At 68.3% G+C, this 15,427-nt stretch carries 15 protein-coding genes; 4 read left to right on the top strand and 11 right to left on the bottom strand.

Annotation, left to right across the window (positions count from 1 at the left end; all coding sequences use genetic code 11):
- Window positions 1-8 precede the first annotated feature (8 nt).
- Together CFB82_RS07530 and CFB82_RS07525 are read right to left on the bottom strand one after the other, a co-directional pair.
- The gene (locus CFB82_RS07530) at window positions 9-833 is read right to left on the bottom strand and encodes a topoisomerase IV (RefSeq protein WP_089483797.1); all 825 of its coding nucleotides are present in this window, start codon (window positions 831-833) and stop codon (window positions 9-11) included.
- A gap of 56 nt (window positions 834-889) precedes the next feature.
- A complete protein-coding gene (locus tag CFB82_RS07525) occupies window positions 890-1,654 on the bottom strand; it encodes a hypothetical protein (protein ID WP_256990290.1) in 765 nt (254 codons plus the stop codon).
- Window positions 1,655-1,760: 106 nt separating this feature from the next.
- On the opposite strand from CFB82_RS07525, the gene CFB82_RS07520 reads away from it, so the two are divergent.
- Window positions 1,761-2,558, top strand: coding sequence for a helix-turn-helix transcriptional regulator (locus CFB82_RS07520; protein ID WP_089483796.1), 798 nt, complete (start codon window positions 1,761-1,763; stop codon window positions 2,556-2,558).
- A 178-nt stretch (window positions 2,559-2,736) separates the two neighbouring features.
- Window positions 2,737-3,558, top strand: a complete 822-nt coding sequence (locus tag CFB82_RS07515; RefSeq protein WP_069247712.1) for a carbon-nitrogen hydrolase family protein — start codon at window positions 2,737-2,739, stop codon at window positions 3,556-3,558.
- Between the two features lie 30 nt (window positions 3,559-3,588).
- Here the strand turns inward: CFB82_RS07515 and CFB82_RS07510 are convergent, their stop codons facing one another.
- From CFB82_RS07510 to CFB82_RS07500, 3 genes are read right to left on the bottom strand one after another with little or no spacing between them, the layout of a single operon-like run.
- Entirely contained in the window at window positions 3,589-3,900 is a 312-nt protein-coding gene (locus tag CFB82_RS07510) for an AtuA-related protein (RefSeq protein ID WP_089483795.1), read from the bottom strand.
- On the bottom strand, window positions 3,900-5,258 hold the full coding sequence (locus tag CFB82_RS07505; RefSeq protein WP_089483794.1) for an acyclic terpene utilization AtuA family protein: 1,359 nt from the start codon (window positions 5,256-5,258) through the stop codon (window positions 3,900-3,902). The genes CFB82_RS07510 and CFB82_RS07505 overlap by 1 nt, the downstream gene beginning before the upstream one ends.
- A 40-nt stretch (window positions 5,259-5,298) precedes the next feature.
- Entirely contained in the window at window positions 5,299-6,597 is a 1,299-nt protein-coding gene (locus CFB82_RS07500; RefSeq protein ID WP_089430929.1) for a CitMHS family transporter, read from the bottom strand.
- 97 nt (window positions 6,598-6,694) lie between these two features.
- Between CFB82_RS07500 and CFB82_RS07495 the strand changes: the two genes are divergently transcribed.
- The gene (locus tag CFB82_RS07495) at window positions 6,695-7,591 is read left to right on the top strand and encodes a LysR family transcriptional regulator (RefSeq protein WP_089483793.1); all 897 of its coding nucleotides are present in this window, start codon (window positions 6,695-6,697) and stop codon (window positions 7,589-7,591) included.
- 42 nt (window positions 7,592-7,633) lie between these two features.
- Here CFB82_RS07495 and CFB82_RS07490 read toward each other — a convergent pair whose 3' ends face one another.
- Both CFB82_RS07490 and CFB82_RS07485 read right to left on the bottom strand, forming a co-directional pair.
- On the bottom strand, window positions 7,634-8,218 hold the full coding sequence (locus CFB82_RS07490) for a flavin reductase family protein (RefSeq protein WP_089483792.1): 585 nt from the start codon (window positions 8,216-8,218) through the stop codon (window positions 7,634-7,636).
- Between the two features lie 132 nt (window positions 8,219-8,350).
- Entirely contained in the window at window positions 8,351-8,776 is a 426-nt protein-coding gene (locus tag CFB82_RS07485) for a VOC family protein (RefSeq protein ID WP_089445393.1), read from the bottom strand.
- Window positions 8,777-8,888: 112 nt separating this feature from the next.
- On the opposite strand from CFB82_RS07485, the gene CFB82_RS07480 reads away from it, so the two are divergent.
- The gene (locus CFB82_RS07480) at window positions 8,889-9,776 is read left to right on the top strand and encodes a LysR family transcriptional regulator (RefSeq protein ID WP_089483791.1); all 888 of its coding nucleotides are present in this window, start codon (window positions 8,889-8,891) and stop codon (window positions 9,774-9,776) included.
- 3 nt (window positions 9,777-9,779) lie between these two features.
- Here CFB82_RS07480 and CFB82_RS07475 read toward each other — a convergent pair whose 3' ends face one another.
- From CFB82_RS07475 to CFB82_RS07460, 4 genes are read right to left on the bottom strand one after another with little or no spacing between them, the layout of a single operon-like run.
- The gene (locus CFB82_RS07475) at window positions 9,780-10,559 is read right to left on the bottom strand and encodes a hypothetical protein (protein WP_089483790.1); all 780 of its coding nucleotides are present in this window, start codon (window positions 10,557-10,559) and stop codon (window positions 9,780-9,782) included.
- A gap of 55 nt (window positions 10,560-10,614) precedes the next feature.
- Entirely contained in the window at window positions 10,615-13,191 is a 2,577-nt protein-coding gene (locus tag CFB82_RS07470; RefSeq protein ID WP_089483789.1) for a TonB-dependent siderophore receptor, read from the bottom strand.
- 54 nt (window positions 13,192-13,245) lie between these two features.
- A complete protein-coding gene (locus CFB82_RS07465; RefSeq protein ID WP_089483788.1) occupies window positions 13,246-14,232 on the bottom strand; it encodes a FecR domain-containing protein in 987 nt (328 codons plus the stop codon).
- Window positions 14,233-14,235: 3 nt separating this feature from the next.
- Window positions 14,236-14,745, bottom strand: coding sequence for a sigma-70 family RNA polymerase sigma factor (locus CFB82_RS07460; RefSeq protein ID WP_089483787.1), 510 nt, complete (start codon window positions 14,743-14,745; stop codon window positions 14,236-14,238).
- Between the last annotated feature and the right edge of the window lie 682 nt (window positions 14,746-15,427).

The following is a 15,427-nucleotide window of genomic DNA, read 5'->3' as shown; positions in this document are numbered from 1 at the left end:
GCGAATGATCAGTACCCTTCGCGCAATGCCTTCGGCACGACGTAGCGGCCGCGCGCCGCGTCGAATGTCACCGTATGGCGCGCGCGGATCGTCTTGTCGCCGCGCGTACCCGTTTCCGTGACCGTCAACGGATAGACGTCGCCGGTGCCGGTCAGGTCCGGCGCGATCTCGAAGCGGCGTTCCTCGCAGCGCGCCCGGGCGTTCGCACATTCGGTCGACTCCGCGTTGTCGAGCGCCTCGTCGATGCGCGCCGCCGCCAGCACCAGTGCATTGCCGACCGGCAGCCAGATCGCGCGGAAGCGTTGCGTATAGCCTTGCCGCGTGTCGCTTTCGCCGATGACGAACCCGAACAGATGCGGCCCGAGCCGCTCGATGCGCACCGTGCCCGGCTCGCCGCGCCCGCCCGACGCGATCTCCGTTTTCTTCATGACCGGCTCGAGCGTCCGGCCGCCCGCCGCCGGTTTCAGCACATACAGGTCGATCGTGCCGGTCGTCGCGTCCGAATCCATGCCCGGCATCCCGTTCTGCACGGCCGCCTCGGTCTCGCCGCACATCGCGAGCAGCGTGCGCGGGCCATCCGCGGTCGCGACGCGCAGCGACCCGCATGGCGTATAGATCAGATCGTCCCCGTCCGCCTGCCAGCCTTTGCGGTCCGCGCGCCACTTGCCGTAAGTGTCGTGGATGAAGGTCTTCAGCAGAGGATCGGGCTGGACCGGCTCGGCCGCATAAACGGGCGACAACGCGGAAAGTGCGGTGAGCACCGCGAGCGCGCCAAGCGCGGCGAGCGAAGCCGCAAGCGGCTTCAGACGTGTGTTCCGGTGCGGGACAGTCATGACGTGGTCCGTTCTGCTCGAAAAGAGGGGTGGCGAATGGTGGCGGGCCCACATGTTTATGGTTGCCGTGGCGCGATGCCGGTGCCGTCCGGCTTCAGCCGCGCGGTGGGCACCCACCCTTCGGCGATGCCGCGCGTACGCGAATTCAGGTAGACGACCGACGTGAAACGGCCATAGTCGGCACGCGCATCGACGTGGTCGTGCTCGACGATGAATAGCCCGTCGATCCGGCACGCGTCGTCCGGCGCGGAATAGAACGGCAGGCGCCCCTTGCCGACGACGACGCGCCCGGCATCGCTGCCCATCACGTCATCGCCCTGCGCCTGCGCGCGGCGGTTCAGCGCATCGCAATCGACGGCGTTACGCACGGGCGTGGCCGGCGCGGCCGGGGTGGCCGGCGCAACGCACGTCGACACGAATCGCGACAACGCACGCCGGTCGATCTTCAGCACGTCCGGCCGGTCGGGATCGCGCGTGACGTCGAGCGCACGCATCGCCTGCGTATCGAGCGTGACCCAGCCGATCGTCGCCTCGCGATTCGGCGTGCCCGAGTGATCCGGCATCGTGAACAGCCTGACGCGGTAGACGTTGCCGTCACGCTCGTCCACGTCGGCATGGATGTCGCGGCGGTTCATCCCGGTCTGCCGCAGCGCCGGTACGATCAACCGGGTCAGTTGATCATTGCACGACACCGGCGGCGTGGCGGCGGCCGTCGCGCCCAGGCATGCCATCACGGCAGGCACGGCGACAGCCGCGGCGAACCGGCGGCGGCGCATGGCCTCGCCATTCGCGCCGGCCGGCGTTACGATCTCGTTCTTCACCCAGGCTCCGTTCGATGCACGCGGGAATCGGCCCGCGAGCCCGTAGCGTACACGCACGGCGCGGCACCGCAAGCGCGCATCGCACCTGCCCGACATGGACCCACGCATGAACCTCACGTTGCAGGACGTCGCATGGCACCGCTCGGTCGGGCGGCTCATCGAGTCGCTCGACCAGCCGGGTTTCTGGCTGGCGCTGATCCGGCTGATCGAGGAATACGTCGCGGTCGACAGCTGGGTCGCGCTGACGTTCGGCGACGGCCGCCCGCACGTGTTCGCCGAATGCCCGTACGAAGGCGGCGGCCCCGACCCGCTGTTCCGCGACTACGTGCAGGGCCTGTACCAGCTCGACCCGTTCTACATCGCGAACCGCGACGCGCCGAAGAGCGGCCTGTTCCGGCTGTCCGACGTCGCGCCCGAATGCTTCCGCGATACCGAGTACTACACGCTCTATTTCACGCACAACGTCGTCGAGGACGAGGTGCAGTTCAACGTCGTGCTCGACGATGCACGCACGCTGTGCCTGTCGCTCGGCAGCAAGCGGCGCTTCAGCCCCGAGCAGGTGGCGCTGCTCGACCTGATCCGGCCGTGGGTGGCCGGGCTGATGCGGCAGCGGCTCGCGTTCGAGCCGGCCGCCATCGAAGCCGCGCTGCCGCCGCGGGCCGGCACACGTGCGCAGGACGGCTTCGAGCGCGCCATGGCGCGGCTCGGCACGCCGCTGACCGCGCGCGAACTCGACGTGATCCGGCTGATCCTGAGCGGCCGCTCGAACAAGGAAGTCGCGAACAAGCTCGCGATATCCGCCGAAACGGTCAAGGTCCATCGCCGCAACATCTACGGGAAGCTCGCCATCAACTCGCAATCGGAGCTGTTCTCGCTGTTCCTGAGCGCGCAAACCGGCACCTGACGCGCATCGCGGGCCGCACGCGTCGATGCTCGCCGGCACCGGCGGCGTCACAGATCAATACCCCCGAAGGGTTAACGCGCCGGCGGGATGGGAAATCCGCCGCTTCGGCGCATACTGGGGCCTCCTTACCCAACCTTCCGGCGCCACCGGCGACGGGCCCCTGCTTACCGACATCGCCATGAAACTGAAGCTCGATATCGTCCAGCTCGCCGGTCGCGACGGCGACACGCCCTACAACCTGCAGCGCACGCTCGAAGCGATCGCCACCTGCGCACCGGGCACCGACATCGTGATGTTTCCGGAAGCGCAGCTCACCGGCTTCCTCGATCCGTCGAATCTTGCGGAATGCGCCGAGCCGCTCGACGGCCCGAGCGTCGGCGCCGTCATGGCAGCCGCACGCGCACGCGATGTGGCGGTCGTGGTCGGGCTGATCGAGAACGACGGCGGCCGCTTCTACAACACGACCGTATTCGTCACGCCGGACGGCATCGCGCTGCGCTATCGCAAGACGCATCTGTGGGTGAGCGAGCATGGTGTCGTGCTGCCCGGCGACCGTTTCGCGACGATCGAATGGCGCGGCGTACGGATCGGCCTGCTGATCTGCTACGACAACGAATTCCCCGAAACGGGCCGCGCGCTCGCCGCGCTCGGCGCCGAGCTGATCCTCATCACCGACGGCAACATGGAGCCGTACCGCCCCGTCCACCGCACGTCGGCCACGGCGCGGGCGATGGAGAACCAGGTGTTCGCGGTGGTCGCCAACCGCGTCGGCGACAGTTCACACGACGTCGTGTTCGCGGGCGGCAGCCTCGCGGCCGATCCGTTCGGCAACCTGATCTTCGAGGCCGGCAATACCGAATCGCGCCACACGGTCGAACTCGATTTCGACCAGCTCGCCGCGTCGCGCGCGGTCTACGACTATCGCCGCGATCAGCGCCTGCACATCGGCGGCGAACGCATCGAGCACGCCAGCGGCCTGCGCGAACTGCTGATTCCGTAAGCGCCGGCCCGCCTCCGGCGGCGACATCCGTCACGCCGGGGCGGGCACCTCGATCGCCAGCAGCGCCGAACTGACCGACTTGCCGTGCGCGTCGAGCGCGAGCGAGCGCGTGACGCCGCCGCCGAGCGCATCGCGCAGCACGAAATTGAATGCGCCGAGCGCAGGCAATTCGTAACGCACGACGTCGCCGTGCACGATGCCCGCGAACCATGCCTTCACCGCGTTGGCATCCAGATGCGTGCGCAGATGATCGTAATGACGCGGATCATGGCAGATGACCGACACGTTCAGCGTATTGCCCTTGTCGCCGGTGCGCGCATGCGCGAGTTCACGCAGTTGCATCATGCCTCCACGAATGAAAACGACGGTGTCACGGCCGCGCGCGGCAGCAGTACCGACTGCACCGCGATCACCTCGCGCGTCGACTTGAACGCGCCGCCGCCGCCGGCCGGCCCGTTCGTATAGAGCGTCTCGACTTCGTTGCCGATGCGCGCGGCTTCGGCTGCGCTCGCCGCACGGCCGGCCACCCGCACCCGCACCTCGGCCGGCTCGCCGCGCACGGCAGGCGTCGCGTCGCCATACAGCGAATCGACACCGATCAGGTCGAAGCGCAACTCGGTCGCGGCGACGCCGGTCATTGCCAACCGCTCGCGAACGATCTCGAGCGCGAGACGCGCACGTTCGAGCGCACCCGGGCCGCCGTACGAAATCTGGCCTTCGCCGATCCAGCCGTCGACGTAAGCCACCGATACCTTCAGCGTGTCGGGCCGCGCGGCGCCGCGCCCGCCCGTCACGCGCACGCGATCGGTCGCCTCCTCGGCGACGGTGACCTGCGTGAAATCCGCGACGACATCGGGCTGCAGATACCGCGCCGGATCGTGAATCTCGTAGAGCAGCTGTTCCTTGCAGGTCGCCGCGCTCACGCGGCCGCCCGCGTGCGGCACCTTGGTGATCACGACCGTGCCGTCGGCCGCGACTTCGCCGATCGGAAACCCGAGGCGCGCGAGGTTCGGCACGTCCTTGTAGCCGGGATCGGCGAAATAGCCGCCCGTCACCTGCCCTGCGCATTCGAGCAGGTGGCCGACGACCGTCGCGGCGCCAAGCGTGTCCCAGTCATCCATCCGCCAGCCGAACGCGTGGATCAGCGGCGCCGCGAACAGCGACGGATCGGCGACGCGCCCGGTCAGCACGACGTCCGCGCCGGACGCGAGCGCATCGACGATCGGCGCGGCGCCGAGGTACGCGTTCGCGGACACGATGCGGTCGCGATATGCGGCGACGTCGTCGCCCGATTCCTCGAAACGAAATGCGCCGCGCAGCACCACGTCGAGCACGTCGTCGCCTTCGACCGCCGCGACCTTCAGCTTTGCGAAACCCAGCGATTGGGCGATCTGCGCGGTGCGCCGTGCAGCCGCACGCGGATTCGCCGCGCCCATGTTCGACACGATGCGCACGCCCTTCGGCACGGCGACCGGCAGCACCGCGCGCATCCGCGCGTCGAGCAGCGGGTCGTAGCCGAGTGCCGGGTCCTTGCGCCGCGCCTGCTGCGCGATCGCGATCGTGCGCTCGGCCAGGCATTCGAAGACGAGATAGTCGAGCTGCCCGTGTTCGGCCAGTTCGACCGCGGGCTCGATCCGGTCGCCCGAGTAGCCGGCGCCCGCGCCGATGCGCACACGCCGTTCAGGTTGCTTTGCTGTCATGTCCGTACCGTCGTCCGGCGGAGGTCACCGCCGGGAAAGATCAAAAGATGCCCAGCACGACGCACGCGATCGTCATCACGATCGAGGCGCCGAACAGCAGCGGGAACGTGAATTTCTGGTGCTCGGCCAGCTCGATGCCGCATAGGCCGACGACGAGGAAGGTCGCGGGCGTCAGCGGGCTGACCGGGAACCCCGTCGTCATCTGCCCGAGCAAGGCAGCCTGCCCGACCTGCACCGCCGGCACGCCGAGCTGGCCGGCCACTTCCGCGATCACGGGCAGCACGCCGAAGTAGAACGAATCGGGATCGAACAGCATGCTGAGCGGCATCGACGCGAGGCCGAGCACCACCGGAATGTGGCCGGCCATCGACGGCGGCACGAAGCCGACCGCCGCCTGCGCCATCGCCTTCAGCATCCCGCTGCCCTGCATGATCCCCGTGAACACGCCGGCCGCGAGCAGGATGCCGGCCATCATCAGCGCGGCGCGCGCATGCGCGTCGATGCGCTTGCGCTGCATGTCGACGTCCGGGTAATTCACCATCAGCGCGATGCACAGCCCGACCATGAACATGATCGCGGGCGGGATCTTCTCGCCCATCACGACCATCGTGCCGAGCACGACGAGCGTCAGCACGAGGTTGAACCAGAACAGGTGCGGCCGGCGCAGCGCCTGCTCGTCGGGCGTCAGCTCGCGCTTCGGCAGCGGGATCGACGCATCGTCGCGCGACAGGCCGAGCCGCTTCTCCTCGCGCCGCCCGAGCCAGTACGCGACGCCGAACACGAACACGAGCCCGATCGCCTGCACCGGGATCAGCGGATTGAACAGCGCCGACACCGGCAGGTGCAGCGACGCCGACGCGCGGATCATCGGCCCCGTCCACGGCAGGAAGTTGATGCCCGCGGCCATCGACACCGCGGCGGCCAGCACGCGCCGGTCCATCTTCAGCCGGTCGTACAGCGGCAGCACGGCCGGAATCGTCACGAGGAAGCAGACGGCGCCCGAGCCGTCGAGGTGGATCAGCAGCGCGAGCAGCGTCGTACCCATCACGATGCGCGTCGGCCGCGTGCCGACCGCGCGCAGGATGCGGTCGATGATCGGGTCGAGCGTGCCGGCGTCGGTGATCGTCCCGAAATAGAGGATCGCGAACACGAACATCCCGACGACGGGCGCGAGCCCCTTCAGCCCGTCGATGACGAACTTGCTGGTGTGCAGCCCGAAGCCACCGATCAGCGACGCGGCGATCGGCACGATGATCAGCGCGACGAGCGGCGACATCCGCTTCGACAGAATCGCGGCCAGCAGCACGACGATCGTGCCAAGCCCGAGTAACGGCAGCATCCGTGTCTCCTACCTTGTCTTTTGTTGGAGACGAGCGTAAGGTCGGCGCAGCGATAGCACAATTGAAATGATTTGATCGCAGCAATCACGAACCGTTATGGATCTGAATCTTCGCGACATTCGCGCGTTCGTCACCGTCGCGCAGGCCGGCAATTTCACGCGCGCGGCCGCGCGCCTGCACCTGTCGCAGCCGGCGCTCACCGTGCAGATCCGCCGGCTCGAGGAGATCGTCGGCGCGCGCCTCTTTGACCGCAACAGCCGCAGCGTCGCGCTCACGCAGACCGGGCGCGAGCTGCTGCCGCTGCTGCAACGCTCGCTCGACGACATGGAGCGCGTGCTGCGCGATGCGCGCGCGCTCGGCGAAGGCACGAGCGGCACGGTGCGGCTCGCGTGCCTGCCGACCTTCGCGTCCAGCGTGCTGCCCGAGCTGATCCAGTCGTTCCGGCGCGACGTGCCGCGCGCGGGCTTCGAGATCCGCGACGGCGTCGCGAGCCTCGTCACCGCACTCGTGCGCAACGAGGAAGCCGATCTCGGATTGACGGGCGGCGATACCTTCGATGCGTCGCTGGAGGTGCTGTATGCGGGCGCCGACCGGCTCGTCGCCGTGTGCCCGAAGGATCATCCGCTTGCGCGCAAACGCCGCGTGACCACCGCCGACGTCGCGGCCGTGCCGCTCGTGCTCACCGCACGAGGCACGAGCGTGCGCAGCGTCGTCGATGCCGCGCTGGACGCGGCCGGCTGCACGCCCGACATCGCGTGCGAACCGACCTACATGATGACGGCCGTCGCGATGGTGCGCGGCGGCCTCGGCGTGACGATCCTGCCGGCAACCGCGCGCGAGGTGCGTGCCGAACCCGAGCTGGTCGCGAAGCCGATCGGCGACCCCGCGTTCGTGCGTCCGATCGCGCTCGTCACGAAGCGCGGCCGCACGCTGCCGCGCGTCGCGCAGGCGTTCGCCGAAACCATGCTGCTGGAATTGAACAAGCGCGCGTGAACCGCGCGCCCGGATCGGCGGAGCCGGTCGCCCGCCCGACGCTTACTTCGCGTCCGGATCGACGTGCAGCGATTCGCCGATCGCATAGAAATTGCCGCCCGCGATGTAGTGCAGGCTGCGCAGCGCCGGATCGGCCGATTCGAAATACCAGTGGCCGTCACGGAACACGCGCGTGTCGGACCACGCCGCGACCACCTCGCCGATGAACAGGTCGTAGGTCTGCTGGTTGTGCGGCTCGGGAATCAGCCTGCACGCGAGCCAGCCCGAGCAGCCGGCGACGAACGGCAGGTCGTGGCCTTCGACGTCGAACAGCGTGACCCCCGCTTCGCGGAGCTTGTCGGGCCGCTCCGCGAGACTGTGGCTGCCGACCGCATGCGTGAGCTGCAACTGCGCGGCCGTCGGCACCTGGATCACGAACGTGCCGCTGCGCTCGACGAGTTCGCGCGTCTTCGCGGTCTTGTCGAGCACGACCGTCAGCTTCGGCGGCAGGAAGTCCAGCGCGCACGCCCAGGCGGCGGCCATCACGTTGTCGACGCCGTCGTGGCGGGCCGACACGAGCACGGTCGGGCCGTGATTGAGGAGACGGTAGGCCTTCTTCAGCTCCACCGAAGCGATGTGACTGTCCATACGGGTTCCTTGGAGAACGGCTCGCACGGACGGATGCCGTGCGGCGCGGCACCGGCCGGTGCGCAGGCGCGCAACCGGGCCGGAGGCCGCATTCTCGCACCCAATGGCAATCGGCGCTGACCGCGCCGCCGGTCACTTCGCGAACAACTGGCCGATATCGCGGAACGCCTTGAATTCGAGCGCGTTGCCGCATGGGTCGAACAGGAACATCGTCGCCTGTTCGCCGACCTGCCCCTGGAACCGCACATACGGCTCGATCACGAAGGTCACGCCGAACGACTTCAGCCGCTCGGCCAGCGCTTCCCAGCTCGGCCAGTCGAGCACGATCCCGAAATGCGGCACCGGCACGTCGTGACCGTCCACCGCGTTCGTATGCGCGCCTTCCTGCGACGCGGTCTTCGGATGCTCGTGGATCACGAGCTGATGCCCGTAAAAATTGAAGTCGACCCACTGCGCGCTCGAGCGCCCCTCTTCCAGCCCGAACACGCGGCCGTAGAAATCGCGCGCGGCCGGCAGGTCGTAGACGGGAATCGCCAGGTGAAACGGGGAAAGACTCATGATGGCCTCGTGATGGAACGCTCGCGTGGCGCGAGGACGGCACCATGGTAGTCAAGGTCAAGCAGAAATTAAATCAATATATAGTTGCGGCATTCACAAACGGAATTGATGAATGATCCGCGAACTGAAAACCCTCGTCGCCGTCGCCCGCGAAGGCACGTTCGCCGCCGCCGGCAACCGTATCGGGCTCACGCAGGCGGCCGTCAGCGCGCAGATGCAGCGGCTCGAAGCCGAACTCGGCTTCGCGCTGTTCGACCGGCAAGGCCGCTCGGCGCGGCTCAACGAGATGGGTCATCACGTGCTCGACCAGGCGCAGACGCTGATCGGCTTGTACGAGAACCTGAGCTCGACGTCGCCCGGCTCGCCGGCCGCCGTGCGCGTGACGATCGGCGCGATCGCATCGGTGCAGAGCGCGCTGCTGCCGGCCGCGCTCGCCGATTTCCATCGACGGCATCCCGCGTGCCGCACGCGCGTGATACCGGGCCTGTCGATCGAGCTGGTCAACCGGGTCGACGCGGGCGAGATCGACATGGCGGCGATCATCCGGCCGCCGTTTTCGCTACAGAGCGACCTGCACTGGACGACCCTCGTGCAGGAACCGTTCCGTCTGATCGTGCCGCGCAGCGTGAAGGGCAAGGACTGGGCCGAGCTGCTCGCGCGCGAGCCGTTCGTGCGCTACGACCGCGCGTCGTTCGGCGGCCGCCAGGTCGATCGTTTTCTGCGAAAGATGCACATCGCGGTGCGCGACACGTGTGAGCTCGACGAGCTCGACGCGATCGTCAAGCTGGTCGAGAACGGCGTCGGCGTCGCGATCGTCCCGCAGACCGCCGTGTATCGCCGCTGGCCGGCCGGCGTGCGTGCGCTCGACCTCGGGCCTCACACGTTCCACCGCGACATCGGGCTCGTGCACCGCGCGCGGCGCACGATGTCGGAGCCGGCGCAGCGGCTCGCGCAACTGATCGAAGCGGCGGCGCGGCAGCCGGCCGAGCGCCGACGTTGAAGATCAGCGCCGCCCGGCCGCCCAGTCGACGGCCGCGTCGAACAGCGCGACACCGGCCGGCGACAGGTTCACGAACGTGTCGTTGTCGAGGAAGAACATCACGCGGCGCGCCGGCGCGAGCGCCTCGTAGTCCATCGTCGCGCCCTTCTCGTACGCGAAGATCGCGGCCTTGTCGGGCTGACCGTACACGGTCGCGATCGTGATCGCGCCGAGCCCCGGCTTGCCCCAGCTCATCGGCGCCTGCTTGCCATACACGTTGGTCGCGCCGGCCGGCAGCCCGGCCGCGATCGGGTGCGGCGCATTGACGAGCCACAGGTAGCGCTCCTTGCCCGTTTCGCCGAAGTCGACGTCGTGACGCTTGCCCGTCATCGCGAAATCGTCGAGCAGGTCGTTTTCCCAGGTCACGAGCGGCTTGTCGAGCGTGCGCCAGCCGGGCCGCACGTTCTTCGACGACACCGTCGACGAAATCACGACCAGGTCCGCATCACGCGCCGCATCGGGCGTCGACGATTCGTCGATCAGGCGCACCGCATAGCCGCGTTCGCCGAGATGCTGGCTGATGCGTTCGTCGACCTTCAGGTTCGGCCCGCGCAGCTGCACGAGCATCGCGATGCGCGTGACGGCCTGCGGCGCATCGGCCGCCAGCGCGGGGGCAGCCCCCCCCGCGCCGAGGCCCAGGCCCGCACCGATCGCGAGCACCGAGCCCGCGATCGCGCACAATGCGCGGCGCCGCGCACCGGCGGCCACGGCGCGCACGGCGCCGGTCTTCATGTTCCGGTTCATCTGGATCTTCTCCGAAGCCGCGCGCCGCCGTGACGGCCGCGCGGCGATTGCGTGGTCAGAACTGCAGCGTGGTGAGCAGCGACACCTGTCGCGCATCGCCGATCGCGACGAAGTAACGGTTCGCGCTCGACGGGTAGTAGGTACGATTGAAGAGGTTCTTCACGTTGAGCTGGAACGACAGCTTCTGCTTGCCGATCCGCGTGTCGTACGTGGCGAACGCGTCGGCCAGCACGTACGACGGCAGCGTGAAGCTGTTCGCCGAATCGCCGGGCCGCGTGCCGACGTAGCGCATGTCCGCGCCGATGCGCAGGTCGTCGCCGCCGGCCACCGTGCCGAAGTCGTAGACGGCCGCGAGCGACGCAGTGTGGCGCGCGACGTTCCACAGCTGGTTGCCCGCGTACAGCGGATCCTCGGTCGTCTTCGCGTCGATGTATGCATAGCTCGCGATCACGTTCACGCGCTCGCCGATCTTGCCCGACACGTCGAGCTCGATCCCGCGCGAGCGCGCCTTGCCCGACGTGCGCCAGTCGGTCAGCTTGGTCGCGTCGTTGTACTGCGACACGAGCACGTTCTTCTTGTCGATGTTGAAGAACGCGAGCGTGCCCGTCATGCCGCCCGGCAGGTCGAGCTTGCCGCCCACTTCCCACGCGGTCGCTTCCTCGGGCGGCGTCGCGCCGTCGATGATGTAGCCTGACATCGGCGCGATCGACGACGACGGCTTCAGCGATTGCGAATAGCTGCCGTACAGCGAGAACGTGTCGGTCCACTTGTAGACGACGCCCGCGCGCGGCAACCACTTCGAGCCGCTGAGATCGGTATTCGCGACGAACGGCCGGCCGCGCCCCGCGACCTGGTTGTACGTGATGTAGCGCAACCCGCCCGACACGATCCACTTGTCGGTCAGGTGGATCGTGTCCTGCACGAACGCGGACGCATCGTGCAGCGTGTCGGTCTGGTCGCTGTCGCTCGCGGACACCGTGCTCGACGGCGGCAGCAGCCCGTACACGGGATCGAGATAGTTGAACGGCGTCTTCACGGCCTGCCGCAGCATATCCTTGCGGTAGATGCGACGGTATTCGGTATCGAAGCCCACCTGCACGTCGTGCCGCATCCCGCCCAGCATCAGCTTGCCGTTCACGTAGCCGATCCCGTAGCTGTCGGTGCTGAGCGAGCCGTGCGTCGCGTCGTTGCTGCGCGTCATCGTGCCCTTCACCGGATCGACGCCCGTCGTGCGCAACTGGTTCGCGTCGTAGGTCTCGCGGTTGTAGCTGTAGCCGAAATGCGCGCTCCAGTCCGCGTTGAACTGGTGATCGACGCTCACCTGCGCGAGGTGCGATTCGCCGTCCATGTTGTTGAACGGCTCGTCGATGCGCCGCCGCGCGGGAATGTCGAGCGGCGCATTGGTGCGCGGGTCGAGCGCGGTGCCGCGATCGAACGGCGAATGAAATTTGCGGTACTGGTAGGACACCGCGACCTGCGTATCGCGGCCGTACCACGCGAGCGACGGCGCGACGAAGGTCTGCCGGTATTCGCCGAAGTTGCGCCAGTACTGTTCGTTCGACTGGTCGACGATCAGCCGGTACGCGAGCTGCGAATCGCCGACCGGCCCGGTCGAATCGAAGGTCGCGCTGCCGCCGTTCTTGCCGTGCCCGAACGTCGACGCGCCGAGCGAGATCGCGTTGTAGCGCTTGAGCTGCGGCTGCTTGGTGACGACGTTGACCACGCCGCCCGGGTCCATCAGCCCGTACAGCAGCGACGTCGGCCCCTTCAGCACTTCGACGCTGTCGACCGCCGCGTTGAATGCGCGCCCCTGCACGAGCGGCATCCCGTTCTGCATGATCGAGCCGTCGCGGTTGCCGCCGAAGCCGCGCTTCATGATCGTGTCCTGCGTGCCCGCGAGCGTGTTGCCCTGCGTGATGCCGCTGACGTTGCCGAGCGCGTCGTCCAGGTTGCGCGGGCGCTGGTCGCGCAATACCTGCGCGGGCACGATGTTGACGGCCTGCGCGGTGTCGAGCAGCGGGATCTCGGAACGCAGCACGCCCGCTTCTTTCGGCGCGCGATAGCTTTCGGCGCGCAGCGCGCTGGTGCGCACGTTGATCGCGGGCAACTCGGCGCCCGCCGCGACGCCTGCCGCCGCCGGACGTGCGACTGAACCGTCCGCGCGCTTGAGCGTGTAACCGCCGCCCGATTGGCGCAACGCGACGAGCCCCGTGCCCGCGAGCAGGCGGTCGAGCGCGCCGTCGACGTCGAAGCGCCCCTGCACGCCGCCGCTCGTCAAGCCGGCCGTCAGCTCGGCGGGAAACGCGAGCAGGATGCCCACGTCGCGGCCGAACCGGTTCAGCGCCGCTTCGAGCGGGCCGGCAGGAATGTCGAACGCACGGCGTGCCGCGCGCTGCGCGGCCGGCGCCGCTTCGGTGTCGGTGTCGGCCAGCGCGGGCAGCGGCAGCAGCGCCGACACCAGGACGGCGCCGGCCAGCCGGCGCACGAGGCGACCCGGCGCGGCCGGTGCGGCCGGGCGCGACGCGCGCGGCAGATGTCGGGCAGGCGCCGGACGGCGCCGATACGTGAGACGAATGGAAACCATGATCGGGAGGTCGGTGGACGATGGGCCAGTGCTGCTTTCATTACCCATGTCACGCGAACATCGAGAAACAGCTCAGGTCAGTGGAAATATTTTTTGAAACGCTCACGAACGGGCCGGTACGACCGTCGCCCAGTAGCGCGTCAGGTAGTGAACGTCGATCGGCAGCGTCGCCTTCAACGTGTCGAGCACGCGCGCGGGATCGTCGAGCGGATAGGTACCCGACACGCGCAGGTCGGCCACGGCCGCATCGCAGCGCAGGCTGCCGCGGCGATAGCGGTCGAGCTCGGCGACGAGGTCGGCCAGCCGCATGCGCGACGCGACGAGCATGCCGCCCGTCCACGCGGACGCATACGCATCGAGCGGCGCCGGCGCACCGATCGTGTCGCGCGTGAAATCCGCGCCTTCCCCGGCCGCGATCACGCGTGCATCGGCCGTCGCATCGTCGGGCTGCACGCGCACGGCACCGGCGAACACCTCGACGCGCGTCGCGCCATCGCGCTGCCGCACCGCGAAGCGCGTGCCGAGCGGCCGCAGTTCGCCCTGCGCCGTCGCGACGACCAGCGGCCGCGCGGGCACGCGATCGTCGTGGCCGCTCGTCACCATGATCGTGCCGCGCAGCAGGCGCAGGCGGCGCGCCGTATCGTCGAAGCGCACGTCGAGCGCCGTGTCGGTATCGAGGACGACGACCGTGCGATCCGCGAGCGTCACCGTGCGTCGCTCGCCGACCGCCGTGCGCAGATCCGCCGGCCAGATCGCCGCGCGCCGCGCGGGTTCGGCCATCCATGCGGCACCACCCGCGCACAGCAGCACGGCCAGCGCCTTCACGGCCGCGCGGCGGCGGCCCGCCCGCGGCGGCAGCAGCGCCGCCTGCGCGGCCTGCGGGTCGAGCCCGGCCGCCAGCCCGCCGAACCTACGCTGCATCGTTTCGATATGACGCCATGCCGCGTCGTGCGCCGGATCCTCGGCGCGCCAGCGCGCGAGCGCGGCGTCGAACGCTTCGTCGGTGCGGCCGGCCTGCCGGTCGACCCACCACTCCACCGCGCGCCGCGCCACCTGCGGCGGGACCGCCGGCGCTCCCGGGGCAGCCATCGGTCAGGCCGCCATCGCGAAGAAGCACTGCGTGCCGGCCTTCACGAGATAGCGTTTCACCGTCGCCAGCGATACGCCGAGTTCGCGGGCGATCTCGGCCTGGGTGAGCCCGTCGAGCTGCGCGAGCAGGAACGCCCGCTTCGCGGCGAGCGGCAGGCCGTCGAGCAAACGGTCGATTTCGAGCAGCGTCTCGAGCACGACGGCCCGCTCCTCCGGCGACGGCGCATGCGCGTCGGGGCGCAGTGCGAGCGCGTCGAGATAGGCGCGTTCGATCTGCTCGCGCCGCCAGTGGTTGCTCAGCACGCGCTGCGCGACCGTCGTCAGGAACGCGCGCGGCTCGTCGGCGCCGATCGGCTCGTCGCGCGCAAGCAGTCGCATGAACGTGTCATGCGCCAGATCGGCCGCGCGATGTGCGCAACCGAGCTTCCGGCTCAACCAGCCGCGCAGCCACGCGTGGTGGCCGGTGTAGAGGGCGTCGATTTCTCGATGGAGAGACAGCTTGTCAGCAGACATGGCCGGGTTCCGGGATGCGCAGGCGTCAACGATTTTGTAAATGAGAATGATTATTATATACAAATCCAGGCCGGCGACCGGCGTTTCGGTGCTCGGTCGTGGTGGCTACGCGCTGGCGGGCGGCGCGGTGCTGTCGGTCACGCTGGCGTGGCACACGCACGGCGTTCCACACATGCGTCGCCAATGACGAGGAATCGGTCACCCAAGCGTGAGGCCGTCGCCAGACGCGCGCGCCGCGTAATTAACACATTCATTACACCCCGGCCAATTCGATTCATTAAATAATTATTTGACGGATCGATAACAATATCCCGGCCATCCCAATTCCTCCCTGAATTGCCCGAAATTGTCGCGAGATATGCAAGCCGCAATGGCTAAATCTCGAAATATCCAGTCGATTGATACGTAATTTTCAACAATTCAAATCCCTCTATCGCGGAAATTGGAGGACATCCCTGTCTGCGTCAGACCACAAAAGAGAATTTCATTTTTGCCGTTTTAATCGGGCTCGGTAGTCTCCTGCCATTCCGGATCACGAACACAAGCCAATGCGCAAGGAGAATTGAAATGAACGCGTCCCACCCACGCACGTGAGAGCAAGAGAGGGGTGGATCCTCACGGGCCAACGGCATCGATGTGCCCAGGTGGAAAATGCACGCATTTCCCGGCAACCGGAGGATCC

This window comes from Burkholderia sp. HI2714, assembly GCF_002223085.1.
In the GTDB taxonomy this organism is placed as follows: Bacteria; Pseudomonadota; Gammaproteobacteria; order Burkholderiales; family Burkholderiaceae; genus Burkholderia; species Burkholderia lata_D.
This window is presented reverse-complemented; position numbering and strand designations above follow the sequence as displayed.

What these genes read in the sequence shown, in the direction of transcription:
- CFB82_RS07530 (WP_089483797.1), bottom strand. Translation starts at nt 833, where the DNA reads ATGACTGTCCCGCACCGGAACACACGTCTGAAGCCGCTTGCGGCTTCG.
- CFB82_RS07520 (WP_089483796.1), top strand. Translation starts at nt 1,761, where the DNA reads ATGAACCTCACGTTGCAGGACGTCGCATGGCACCGCTCGGTCGGGCGG.
- CFB82_RS07515 (WP_069247712.1), top strand. Translation starts at nt 2,737, where the DNA reads ATGAAACTGAAGCTCGATATCGTCCAGCTCGCCGGTCGCGACGGCGAC.
- CFB82_RS07510 (WP_089483795.1), bottom strand. Translation starts at nt 3,900, where the DNA reads ATGCAACTGCGTGAACTCGCGCATGCGCGCACCGGCGACAAGGGCAAT.
- CFB82_RS07505 (WP_089483794.1), bottom strand. Translation starts at nt 5,258, where the DNA reads ATGACAGCAAAGCAACCTGAACGGCGTGTGCGCATCGGCGCGGGCGCC.
- CFB82_RS07500 (WP_089430929.1), bottom strand. Translation starts at nt 6,597, where the DNA reads ATGCTGCCGTTACTCGGGCTTGGCACGATCGTCGTGCTGCTGGCCGCG.
- CFB82_RS07495 (WP_089483793.1), top strand. Translation starts at nt 6,695, where the DNA reads ATGGATCTGAATCTTCGCGACATTCGCGCGTTCGTCACCGTCGCGCAG.
- CFB82_RS07490 (WP_089483792.1), bottom strand. Translation starts at nt 8,218, where the DNA reads ATGGACAGTCACATCGCTTCGGTGGAGCTGAAGAAGGCCTACCGTCTC.
- CFB82_RS07485 (WP_089445393.1), bottom strand. Translation starts at nt 8,776, where the DNA reads ATGAGTCTTTCCCCGTTTCACCTGGCGATTCCCGTCTACGACCTGCCG.
- CFB82_RS07480 (WP_089483791.1), top strand. Translation starts at nt 8,889, where the DNA reads ATGATCCGCGAACTGAAAACCCTCGTCGCCGTCGCCCGCGAAGGCACG.
- CFB82_RS07475 (WP_089483790.1), bottom strand. Translation starts at nt 10,559, where the DNA reads ATGAACCGGAACATGAAGACCGGCGCCGTGCGCGCCGTGGCCGCCGGT.
- CFB82_RS07470 (WP_089483789.1), bottom strand. Translation starts at nt 13,191, where the DNA reads ATGGGTAATGAAAGCAGCACTGGCCCATCGTCCACCGACCTCCCGATC.
- CFB82_RS07465 (WP_089483788.1), bottom strand. Translation starts at nt 14,232, where the DNA reads ATGGCTGCCCCGGGAGCGCCGGCGGTCCCGCCGCAGGTGGCGCGGCGC.
- CFB82_RS07460 (WP_089483787.1), bottom strand. Translation starts at nt 14,745, where the DNA reads ATGTCTGCTGACAAGCTGTCTCTCCATCGAGAAATCGACGCCCTCTAC.